Raw genomic sequence first — 10,421 nt, 5'->3', positions numbered from 1 at the left:
GTCACCGGGCCGAACACCAATCCCACCCCGCCCGTGCCAAAGCGCTGCACCGCGAACACCATGGCAAGGATGACCAATGTCAGCGGCACGACATAGGGCTGGAAGGTCGGCGTGACGACATTCATGCCCTCAACCGCCGACAGCACCGAAATCGCCGGTGTGATGACGGCGTCACCGAAGAAAAGCGATGCCCCGACGATGCCGATAGCGAGCATCAATGCTGAACGCTTGGGGAAACTGCCGCGCGCCAGCGCCATCAGCGACAGCACGCCGCCCTCGCCGCGGTTGTCGGCGCGCAGCACGAACATGATGTATTTGATGGTGACGATGATCGTCAGCGACCAGATGATCAGCGACAGCACGCCGAGAATATCGCCGCGCTGGGCGACATTGCCGCCCGACGACGCCACCAGCGCCTCGCGAAAGGCGTAGATCGGGCTGGTGCCGATATCCCCATAGACGACACCGAGCGCGCCCAGCATCAGAACCTTGGTGCTGTGCTGTTCGACTTCCGAATGGCTCGATTGTTCGACGGGTTCTGCCTCACTACCAGTGTTGGTAAGGGCCATGGACGACACTCCGATAAGCGCGCGGTGCTCTACGCTTGCTGCGATGCAATATCAAGTGCCGTCGCGTAATGGCTGCCATGCCTGCCGCGCCAGGCTGCCCATCGCTACCATCCGCAGGCCTTGAGGAACCGACCCACCGTGCCGGCCATGCCATACTCCAACGCGTCGGCTGTCAACCCATGTCCGATCGACACTTCGGCCAATGCCGGAATGCGCTTGACCAGCGCCGGCAGATTGCCGACCACCAGATCGTGCCCGGCATTGACCTGCAGCCCGGCGGCAAGCGCAGCGTCAGCGGTTTTTCCCAATCTTTCCAGCTCCTTGGCCGCTTTGGCGGAATCTGTGTGATAGCTGCCATATGGACCAGTATAGAGCTCGATGCGATCGGCACCGGTGTCGCGTGCGGCCGCCACCCAATCGGGATCAGGGTCGGAAAACAGCGACACGCGAAAGCCCCCTTTTTTCAAGCGTTTGACGATCGGTGTAAGGAACGCGGCCTGGGTGGCGAAGTTCCAGCCATGGTCCGATGTCGCCTGGGCCGGATCGTCCGGCACCAAAGTCACCTGCTCAGGCTGATGCTTTTCCACAAGCAACAGGAAATCCTCGGTCGGATAGCCTTCGATGTTGAATTCCGCGCGCGGAAACTCGTCGTCGATCAGCGACCGGATCTCAGGCAGATCGGAGTGTCTTGTGTGCCGCTCGTCGGGACGCGGATGCACCGTCAGCCCATGCGCCCCGGCCGCCAGCGCAATGCGGCCGAGGCCGGTCACGCTTGGCCACGGCAGGTCGCGCCGGTTGCGCAGCATGGCGATGGCATTGAGGTTGACGGAGAGCTTTGCAGGCATGCGGGCGGCCTCGGAAATCATTCAACGCGCCCACCTATAATGCCTTTGACGGGAACAGTAATGCCTTTGGTGGGAACAGACTGGGGGTTTCGGGTGTTCCAAGCCTGATGAACGAGCCGGGAAAGGAAAGCGCCGATGAATTTTCTCGATGAGGTTCCGGCAATTCGCCGTATCGAGACCAGCCGCGACGACCTTTTCGCCATCGATGTCGTCGGGCACGTTTCCGCGGCCGACGGTGAAAATCTTTTCGGACTGCTGGAGGCAGCCTATGCCCTGCATCCGCGCATCGATGTGCTGGTGCGCCTCGTCGACCACGATGGCGTCGACTGGGCCGACATCGCGGACGAGACCCTGAAGCAGGGCGCGATCCATGCATTGAAACATGTCGGCCGTTGCGCAACCATCGGCGAACCGGACTGGATAGCGGACGCACAACGCTTTCTGCCGTCCTCCCCGCCCGTTGAAATCAGGCACTTCAAGGCGGAGGACGAGGCCGCCGCCTGGCAATGGCTTGCCGCGCAGCCTATCGGAGCAACAGCATCCGGCGCCCCTACCTGACGATCGTCAGCCGCTCGGCCGCCCGCGTGATGGCGGTGTAGAGCCATCGCTGGCGGGTTTCCTTGAAGGCCCAGCTTTCATCGAACAGCACGATCTCGTTCCACTGCGAGCCCTGCGCCTTGTGCACGGTCAGCGCGTAGCCATAGTCGAAATCGTCGAAGCGCTTCTTCTGCTGCCACGGGATGTCGGCATCGGGATCCTCGAACGCCGCCTTGAGCAGCTTGATCTTGGCGACGCCGCGATCCGGATCGTCCTCTTCCGGCGACACCAGAAGGTTGATGCCGGGCTTCACCGTCTCGCGCGACGAGGTCATCACCTTCCACAGCGAGCCGTTGAGCAGGCCCTTGGCCGGATCGTTGCGCAGGCAGACGAGCTTGTCGCCGGCCTGCGGATAATCGGCGTTGAAGCCCTTGAGCTCGCGCAGCCGCTGATTGTAGCGGCGACGCGTGCGGTTGGTGCCGACCAGCACCTGGTCCGCCTTCAGCACCAGCTCCTGGGTAACGTCTTCCTTGCCGATCACCTGCGCCGTGCCATAGTCGCCACGCATGAATTCACGGCCCTCGCGCACATCGAGCGCCAGCCGCAGGATCGGGTTGTCGCGCGCCTGCCGGTGGATTTCGGTCAGCAAAAAATCCGGCTCGTGGTCGGTGAAGAAGCCGCCACCCGAGATCGGCGGCAGCTGGCCGGGGTCGCCCAGCACCAGGATCGGCGTGCCGAAACTCATCAGGTCGCGGCCGAGCTGCTCGTCGACCATCGAGCATTCGTCGATGACGACCAGTTTCGCCCGCGTAATCGGGCTCTGGCGGTTAAGCGAGAAGGTCGGCGACATCGAGGTCTTGCCGGTGACCTCGTCCGATACCGATTCCTCGCCCTTCGGCCGATAGATCAGCGAATGAATGGTGCGCGCATTGACCGCGCCCTTGGAGCGCAGCACCTGCGCCGCCTTGCCGGTGAAGGCGGCGAACTGCACCTGGCCGTCGACATGTTCGGCGAAATACCGCGCCAGCGTCGTCTTGCCGGTGCCGGCATAGCCGAACAGCCGGAACAGCTGCGGCTGGCCGGTCTTCAGCCATTGGGCGACCGCCTTCAGCGCGTCGTCCTGTTGGGGAGAGAATTCCATCAGCGCGAGAGACCGGATTCGCAAGGGAAAGACAAGACAGCCGCCACCATCATCGATGCGTTGGCGGCGCTTCAATGCCGGCGACGAGTCAGGCTATCAGGCGCAGACAAGAACGTAAAGGGAACAAAGGGCCACATCGAGTGGAGCCGGAATTCAGGCAATGGCCACGGCGGCCGGCGGGTCGCCGTCGCCGGGTGGCAGCGGAACGGGAATGTATCCGGCATAGCTGGCGTTCAATCGTGCCGGCCCGTTCGAACAGGACCGGAGTACATCCTCCAGCTTGGACATATTTCTAAGCGGCACTGTCGCATTGACGACGACCACCACGCCGCGGATTTCCCGACTCAGTATCTGGCCTCGGCGGCTGTGCAGTTCGGCGACGACATTGCCTACATGGGTTGCGGAAGTCATCACCTCAACCTTCATGATCGGCTCGAGCAACTGCACGCCAAGGCGTGGCGCGGCTTCGCGGAAGCAGGCGCGGCCGGCGATCTCGAAAGCCAGAGCTGAGGAATCGGCATCGTGAAAAGCGCCATCCATCAGCACCGCCTTAACGCCAATCATCGGGAAGCCCGCAAATGGACCTGAGGACAATATGCTGCGCAGCCCCTTTTCGACGCCCGCAATGTACTCGCCATGAAGCGCACCACCGACGATCCTGGACTCGAACACGAGGTCCGCGCTGTCCGCGATCGGCTCGAACATGATCTTGACGCGGGCGAACTGACAGGTGCCGCCGGACTGTCTCTTGTGCGTGAAGTCCTGCTTGTGCCTACGGGTGATCGTCTCGCGATAGGCCACTTGTGGAGAACCAATATTCACATCGACCTGGGACTCGCGAAGCAGGTGCTCGATGATGATGTCGAGGTGGAGTTCGTCCATGAAGGCGATAATGGTCTGGCCTGATTCCTCGTCGTGCCTGACACGGAAGAAAGCATCCTCGTCCGCCAGCTTCGCCAAGGCGATACGCAGCCGCTCCTGATCGGCCCTCGATTTCGGCTCGATCGCGATTTGCAGCAAAGGCCAGGGCGCGGCAGGCTTTTCCATCATGGATATGGTCGCTGGTGGCCCTAATATTTGCAACTGAGTGCCGGAGCGAAATCCGGACTGAGATAACGGAAGACTAAACTGATCTTTTTGACATGGCTGCTCGCAGCCTGCTGTCAGGGTCCGGGATCGTTTTCCAGCAGGATCGGCTTGCCATGTGGGGTGGCGTTCGCGGCGCGCTCCCAGGCTTCAGCCATGGCGTCGACATCCGACTTGGCGGCCAGCCCTTTGGTGGCAAGCAGGCCTTCCAGCGCCGCCAGCCAACGTTCGTAATAGTCGTGGCCGTCAGCCGCCGCTCCTGGTTTCTTCACTTCGGTCGATAGCGCCTGCGCCCACTCGCTCCACGAGAACAGGCCCTTGTCGTGCAACGCCACCGTCATGGCAAACGCCTCAGCCTGCCACGGCTCGGCAAACACCGGCGCATCGACGCCCGGCGGCAGCTCGGGCAGATCCGTATCACGCCGGCTCAAGATAGCTCTCCCAGGCGTCTATCGAGACGCTCAGCGTCGGGTCGGCGCCCTCGCCCCAGATTTCCGGCCCTTCGAAAACCACGGTGTAGACCCATTGCGGATTTTCGCCGTGTCCATGCGCGTTGCTGTCGGGGAACACGAAACCGTCGTGCACCGTCTCAATCACCCCCTGCTTGGCGCGCGCATAGCGCGGCAGCCGCGTGTGGCCGGTCGGGTTGAAATTCTTGGTCCGCACGGGATCGCCGGCCTTGAACCGCGCCGGCCGCGCCACCGGCCGGTCGCAAGGACCACCCTTGGCCAGCACCCCAGGCACATTTTCTGCCTTCAGCACCCTCTTGGGCGTCGCTGCCGGATCGACTGCCTTGCCCGCTTCAAGATCGCGCTCGCTGACGAAGCCATGGCGCTTCAACAGCACCTCCAGCGCCTTGATCCATATCTGGTAGTAGCTCGATGAATAGTAGACAGCCGGATGCAGCGATTCCCGCGCGTGCCGGCTCTCGTCGATGTTCCACGCGCCCATGGCGCCGGCAGTCAGCGTCACGCCGAGCGCCCGCCTTTCCCATGCGGCATGGAAATACGGCTCGTCCTTTTCGGGCGCGACGGGGCCGAACCCCATCTGCCCGCCGAGATCGTGCGGCCCGTTCATGCCGGCTGCCCCTCTATTTCAGGTCTTTGGGCCAGGCCGGTCCCGATCATCGCGTCACGGCTGACCAGCTCCGCCAGCCGCTCCTCGCTCCAGCCCTCGGTGCCCTCAGGCCGCATCGGCACGACGAGATAGCGCAGCTCCGCGGTCGAATCCCAGACGCGTATTTTTGTCCCGGCCGGCAGCGTCAGTCCAAATTCTTCCAGCACGCCGCGCGGATCGATCACCGCGCGCGAACGATAGGGCGGCGCCTTGTACCAGACCGGCGGCAGGCCGAGCACCGACCACGGATAACAGGAGCACAGCGTGCAGACGACGAGATTGTGCGTGTCCTGCGTGTTGAACACGGCCTGCATATGCTCGCCTTGACGGCCGGTATAGCTGAGCGAGCCGATCGCCGCCGTCGCATCGCGTTTCAGCCACGCGGCAAAGTCCGCGTCGACCCAGGCCTTGGCCACCACCCTGGCGCCGTTGCGCGGGCCGATTTTCGTCTCGTAGGTGTCGACGATGACATCGATCGCCGCCGGATCGATCAATCCCTTGCGGGTGAGGATCGTCTCCAGCGCGCGCACGCGGGCGGCAAACGGATCGAGTTCGTTGTCGTGGTCATGATCGTGTGACATGGCCGCAAACTACGTTTCCAGTGATGCCGCCGCAAGCGCAACGGCTTGGGCCAACGGCACATGGCGCTGGCCCTGTCACATCATTCGGCCGCCGCCCGCTGTGGTTCGGGCAGCATGTCTTCCCTGGCCTTGAACAGCGACGGCTGATCCCCCGCTTCGACCGGGCCCGGCTCGCCCTTGCGCTTCGACCAAAGCCCGACCAGCCAGCCAGAGAAATTCTCCATGTAGACATAGATCACCGGCGTCACGAACAGGGTCAGCGCCTGCGAGGCAAGCAGGCCACCGACAACGGCAACGCCCAGCGGCTGGCGCAATTCGGCGCTGGCGCCGGTGCCGAGCGCGATCGGGAACGTGCCCATCAGTGCCGCCAGCGTCGTCATCATGATCGGCCTGAACCGCATCAGGCAGGCCTTGTGGATCGACTCGGTCGCCGACATGCCTTCTCGTCGCAGTTCAAGCGCGACGTCGACCATCATGATGCCGTTCTTCTTGACGATGCCGATCAGCATCAGGATGCCGATCACCGCGATAACAGACAGATCCATGCCGGCGAAGCGCAGCGCAACGACCGCTCCGAGCACGGCCGATGGCAGGCCGGTAAGGATGGTCAGCGGGTGGATGAAGCTCTCGTAGAGGATGCCGAGCACGATATAGATCGTCAGGATTGCGCCGCCGACCAGAAAACCCTGGTTGGCCAGAGAATCCTGGAAGGTCTTGGCCGTGCCGGCAAAGGTCGTCGAGATCACCGTCGGCATGCCGATCTGCTCCTCGAGCGCATTGATGCGCGTCACGCTGTCGCCCAGCGCCACGCCCTGCGGCAGATTGTAGGAGATGGTCACGGCTGGAAGCTGGCCGAGCTGGTTGACCGTCAGGGCGCCGGCCGTGCGATCGACCCGGGCGAAGGCGCCGAGCGGAACAAGACTGCCGCTCGCCGTCCTCATCTGGATGGCCAGCATCCGCTCGGGCGACCACTCGATCTTGGGATCGAGCTCGGTGATGACTTCGTAGCTGTCGGCCGACCCGAAGATTGTCGAAACCTGGTCGGTGCCGAACCCGCCATAGAGGGCGGAGCGCAATGTGTCGGTGTCGATACCGAGCTGGGCGGCCTTGTCGCGATCCACCACCAGCGTCGCCTGCAGCGCATTGTTCTGCAGGTCGCTGGTGACGTCGGTGAAGTTCGCATGGTCGGCAGCCATCGCGTCGTTCAGTTTCTGCGCCCAGATATCGGTCAGGCCGGTATCAAGGCCCTGAACCACGAGCTGGTAGGCGCTGGCCGACGACCGCGAGCCCAGCCTCAAATTCTGCACCGGCTGCATGTAGGTCTCGATGCCCGCCACGCCGGCCAGTTGCTTGCGCAGATCCGAAAGCACCTTCTCGATATCGGGGCGCTGGTCCTTGCCCTTGAGCTGGACGAAAAGCTGCCCCTGGTTGAGCGCATTGTTGCCGCTGCCCGCCGACCACGCCACATGGTCGACATAGGGCGAATGCGAGAAGACGCTGGCGACCTGCCCTTGCAACCTGGACATGGCGTCGAAAGAGATGTCCTGACGTGCGATGGTGGTCACCGATATCTGGCCGATGTCCTCCTGCGGGAAGAAACCCTTCGGCGAAGTCTGGATCAGCCACACCGATGCTGCCGCGGTGCCGACGAAGACGAGGAACACCAGGAAGGTGTGCCGCAGGCAGAAGCTCAAGACCCTGTCGTAGCCGCGGGTGACGAGGTCCGGCTTGTGGCCGGGGCCATGCTTGTCGCGGTCGGCTTTGGTCACCGACAGCAGCCGCGAGCACAGCATCGGCGTCAGCGTCAGCGACACGAACATCGACGCCAGGATGGCGACCGTCACCACGACGGCGAACTCGTTGAAGATGCGCCCGATGACGCCACCCATCAGCAGCACGGGGATGAACACCGCCACCAGCGAGATCGAGATCGAGATGATGGTGAAGCCGATTTCGCGCGCGCCCTTCAGCGATGCGTCGAAGGCCGACAGCCCGTCCTCCTCCATATGGCGGAAGATGTTTTCAAGCATCACGATGGCGTCGTCGACGACGAGGCCGACCGCCAGCGTCAGGCCCATCAGCGATATGTTGTCGATGGAAAAGCCGAACAGGAACATCGCGCCGAGCGTGGCGATCAGCGAAATCGGCACCGCCACGGCCGGAATGATCGTCGCCGTCACCCGGCGCAGGAACACGAAGATCACCATGATCACCAGGGCAATGGTGAGCAGCAGCGTGAACTGCACGTCGCTGACCGCCTGCCGGATCGAACTGGAGCGGTCGTTGAGCAGCTTGATGTCGGCGGCGGCCGGCATCTGGTCCTTGAAGGACGGCAGCATCGCCTTGACCTTGTCGACGACGTCGACAGTGTTGGCATCGGGCTGGCGCTGCACCGCCATGATGATCGCGCGCGTACCGTCATACCAGCTCGCCGTCGTCGTGGTCTGCACCGAATCGACCACGCGGGTCACCTCGCCCAGCCGCACCGGGTGACCGTTTTTGGTGGCGATGATGATGTTGGAGAAACCCGCGGCGTCGGTCAGCTGCGTGTTGGCGGTGATGGTGAGCTGCTGCTTGTCGTTCTGCAGCACGCCGAGCGGCGTGTTGCTGTTGGCCGAGGCGACCGCCGCCTGCAGCTGATCGATCGAGATGCCGCGTGCGGCAAGCGCGGTCGGGTCGATCTGGATGCGCACCGCGTATTTCTGTTGGCCGAAGATCGAGACCTGCGCCACGCCGTCTATGGTCGACAGCGACGGCGAGATGACATTTTCCGCGAAAGCATCGAGATCGGTCAGCGGAACCGTGTCGCTGACCAGCGACATCAAAAGGATCGGCGCGTCGGCCGGATTGACCTTGCGATAGCTCGGCGGCGCCGTCATCTGCGGCGGCAATGATTTCTGCGTGCGCGCGATCGCCGCCTGCACGTCGGCTGCTGCCGCGTCGATGTCGCGGTTGAGCACGAACTGGATGGCGATCGAGGTCTGGCCAAGCGAGTTCGTGGTCGAGATCGAATCGATACCGGCGATGGTTGCGAACTGCTTGATCAGCGGGGTCGCCACCGACGTCGCCATGGTTTCCGGCGAGGCGCCGGGCAGCGAAGCCGAGACGTTGACCACCGGGAATTCGGCGCTGGGCAGTGCCGCCACCGGCAGGAACTTGTAGGCGAACAGTCCGCCCAGCACGAGGGCGAACGACATCAGAAGGGTGGCGACAGGCCTGCGTATGCAGAATTCGGAGATCATTGGGCCGCCTCGCCGGCTTTGCTCGCCTCGGCCACCTTCGGCGCGGCATCGGCCGTGGCCTTGCCCTCATGCACCGCGGCGCCGTCCTTCAGCCTCGTCTGGCCCTCAGTGACAACTTTCTCGCCGCTTTTCAGCCCCTGACTGACGGCGCTGTTCTCGCCTTCGGTCAGCGCCACCTGCACCGGCCGCATCTCGACCGTGTTGTCCGGCTTGACGACATAGACGAACGGCCCCTTCTGGCTTGGCTGCACCGCGACCGTGGGAACCGATGTCATCTGCGGCATGATGCCGGCGTCGAGCACGACATTCACATACTGGCCGGGCCATAGCGAAAGATCGGCATTGGGAATGCTTGCCCGCGTGGCAATCGTGCCCGACGCGGTGTCGACGCTGGAGTCGACGAAATCGAGCGTACCCTTGCCGATCGGCGTCGGGTCACCATCCTTGGTCAGTGTCACCGCGCCCTGCTGCGGGTTGGCGAGCGCCTTGTGCAGCAGGGCCAGGTTACTCTCGGGAAGATTGAAGTTGACCTGCAGCGGGTCCATCTGGGTGATGGTCACCAGCGGGGTCGCCGTACTGCTGTTGCCATTGCTGACGGTGACGAGATCGCCGACGGCGACGCTGACAGCACCCAGCCTGCCGGAAATCGGCGCCGTGATCGTGGCGAAGCCAAGCTGGACATTGTCGGCGTCGATTGTCGCCTTGTCGGCATCGACAGTCGCTGCGGCAGCCTTCTGCGCGGCGACGGCCTGGTCGTAGGTCTGCTGCGTGCCGGCCTGCTTGGCGACCAGATCCTTGGCGCGCTGGAGATCGGACTGCGAGCTGGCGAGCATCGCCTGATCCTTGGCCAGCGCCGCCTGGTCCTTGGCAAGCTGCGCCTTCAGCGCCCGGTCATCGAGCGAAAACAGCAGATCGCCGGTCTTGACCATCTGCCCGTCCTTGACGTCGATGGACACGATCTGGCTGGACACCCGCGCGTTGATGTTGACGACGGCGGGAGAGGAGACGAAGCCGATCGCATAACGCCGGATCGGGAAATCGGCTGTCGAGGCGACGGCCGAGAGGATGGAGACCGAGCGCCCGGCATTGTCGGCCTTCTTGTCCGAAGCCGCAGCCTGTTTGTCCGGCGCGGCAACCTGCTTTGCGCCGATGACCTGCTGGACCCTGCCAAGCGCGTCAGGCGAAAGATAGAGCCAGCCGGCCGCACCCAGGCAGGCGACGGCCAGCAACGAAAGAACGACTTTTCCACGCATGGTCAAAGGCCCTCTCCACCCGACACGTCGTGGTCCGATGGGTTCTATTCC

General features: G+C 63.5%; 10 protein-coding genes. 1 reads left to right on the top strand and 9 read right to left on the bottom strand.

Going from position 1 to position 10,421, the window contains the following annotated elements; genetic code table 11:
- Together NKJ67_RS32100 and NKJ67_RS32095 are read right to left on the bottom strand one after the other, a co-directional pair.
- On the bottom strand, positions 1-569 hold a 569-nt coding region (locus NKJ67_RS32100; RefSeq protein ID WP_352585334.1), incomplete at its 3' end, for a KUP/HAK/KT family potassium transporter.
- A 104-nt stretch (positions 570-673) separates the two neighbouring features.
- Entirely contained in the window at positions 674-1,414 is a 741-nt protein-coding gene (locus NKJ67_RS32095; RefSeq protein ID WP_127271118.1) for a pyridoxine 5'-phosphate synthase, read from the bottom strand.
- Between the two features lie 135 nt (positions 1,415-1,549).
- Between NKJ67_RS32095 and NKJ67_RS32090 the strand changes: the two genes are divergently transcribed.
- Positions 1,550-1,972 carry a SpoIIAA family protein gene (locus NKJ67_RS32090; RefSeq protein WP_127271116.1) on the top strand — a complete coding sequence of 141 codons (423 nt, stop codon included), beginning with the start codon at positions 1,550-1,552 and terminating at the stop codon, positions 1,970-1,972.
- On the opposite strand, the gene NKJ67_RS32085 is transcribed toward NKJ67_RS32090, so the two are convergent.
- The 7 genes from NKJ67_RS32085 to NKJ67_RS32055 form a co-directional block, all read right to left on the bottom strand.
- A complete protein-coding gene (locus NKJ67_RS32085; RefSeq protein ID WP_027034850.1) occupies positions 1,965-3,092 on the bottom strand; it encodes an ATP-dependent DNA helicase in 1,128 nt (375 codons plus the stop codon). The two genes, NKJ67_RS32090 and NKJ67_RS32085, sit on opposite strands and share 8 nt — an antisense overlap.
- Before the next feature lie 153 nt (positions 3,093-3,245).
- Positions 3,246-4,142, bottom strand: coding sequence for a translation factor GTPase family protein (locus NKJ67_RS32080; protein WP_502905255.1), 897 nt, complete (start codon positions 4,140-4,142; stop codon positions 3,246-3,248).
- Between the two features lie 113 nt (positions 4,143-4,255).
- Complete coding sequence (locus NKJ67_RS32075; RefSeq protein ID WP_352585331.1) at positions 4,256-4,609, bottom strand: nitrile hydratase accessory protein; 354 nt, start codon at positions 4,607-4,609, stop codon at positions 4,256-4,258.
- Positions 4,596-5,255, bottom strand: coding sequence for a nitrile hydratase subunit beta (nthB, locus tag NKJ67_RS32070; RefSeq protein WP_292658496.1), 660 nt, complete (start codon positions 5,253-5,255; stop codon positions 4,596-4,598). The genes NKJ67_RS32075 and nthB overlap by 14 nt, the downstream gene beginning before the upstream one ends.
- A complete protein-coding gene (gene nthA / locus NKJ67_RS32065; RefSeq protein ID WP_352585329.1) occupies positions 5,252-5,875 on the bottom strand; it encodes a nitrile hydratase subunit alpha in 624 nt (207 codons plus the stop codon). The genes nthB and nthA overlap by 4 nt, the downstream gene beginning before the upstream one ends.
- An 80-nt stretch (positions 5,876-5,955) precedes the next feature.
- Entirely contained in the window at positions 5,956-9,117 is a 3,162-nt protein-coding gene (locus NKJ67_RS32060) for an efflux RND transporter permease subunit (protein ID WP_352585327.1), read from the bottom strand.
- Complete coding sequence (locus tag NKJ67_RS32055; RefSeq protein WP_127272403.1) at positions 9,114-10,370, bottom strand: efflux RND transporter periplasmic adaptor subunit; 1,257 nt, start codon at positions 10,368-10,370, stop codon at positions 9,114-9,116. Before NKJ67_RS32055 ends, NKJ67_RS32060 begins: the two co-directional genes overlap by 4 nt.
- Positions 10,371-10,421 lie beyond the last annotated feature (51 nt).

This window comes from Mesorhizobium sp. M0088, from assembly GCF_040322895.1.
In the GTDB taxonomy this organism is placed as follows: domain Bacteria; phylum Pseudomonadota; class Alphaproteobacteria; order Rhizobiales; family Rhizobiaceae; genus Mesorhizobium.
The sequence above is the reverse complement of the archived record's forward strand: the minus strand, read 5'-3'. Positions and strand labels throughout refer to the sequence as shown.

What these genes read in the sequence shown, in the direction of transcription:
- NKJ67_RS32095 (WP_127271118.1), bottom strand. Translation starts at nt 1,414, where the DNA reads ATGCCTGCAAAGCTCTCCGTCAACCTCAATGCCATCGCCATGCTGCGC.
- NKJ67_RS32090 (WP_127271116.1), top strand. Translation starts at nt 1,550, where the DNA reads ATGAATTTTCTCGATGAGGTTCCGGCAATTCGCCGTATCGAGACCAGC.
- NKJ67_RS32085 (WP_027034850.1), bottom strand. Translation starts at nt 3,092, where the DNA reads ATGGAATTCTCTCCCCAACAGGACGACGCGCTGAAGGCGGTCGCCCAA.
- NKJ67_RS32080 (WP_502905255.1), bottom strand. Translation starts at nt 4,142, where the DNA reads ATGATGGAAAAGCCTGCCGCGCCCTGGCCTTTGCTGCAAATCGCGATC.
- nthB (WP_292658496.1), bottom strand. Translation starts at nt 5,255, where the DNA reads ATGAACGGGCCGCACGATCTCGGCGGGCAGATGGGGTTCGGCCCCGTC.
- nthA (WP_352585329.1), bottom strand. Translation starts at nt 5,875, where the DNA reads ATGTCACACGATCATGACCACGACAACGAACTCGATCCGTTTGCCGCC.
- NKJ67_RS32060 (WP_352585327.1), bottom strand. Translation starts at nt 9,117, where the DNA reads ATGATCTCCGAATTCTGCATACGCAGGCCTGTCGCCACCCTTCTGATG.
- NKJ67_RS32055 (WP_127272403.1), bottom strand. Translation starts at nt 10,370, where the DNA reads ATGCGTGGAAAAGTCGTTCTTTCGTTGCTGGCCGTCGCCTGCCTGGGT.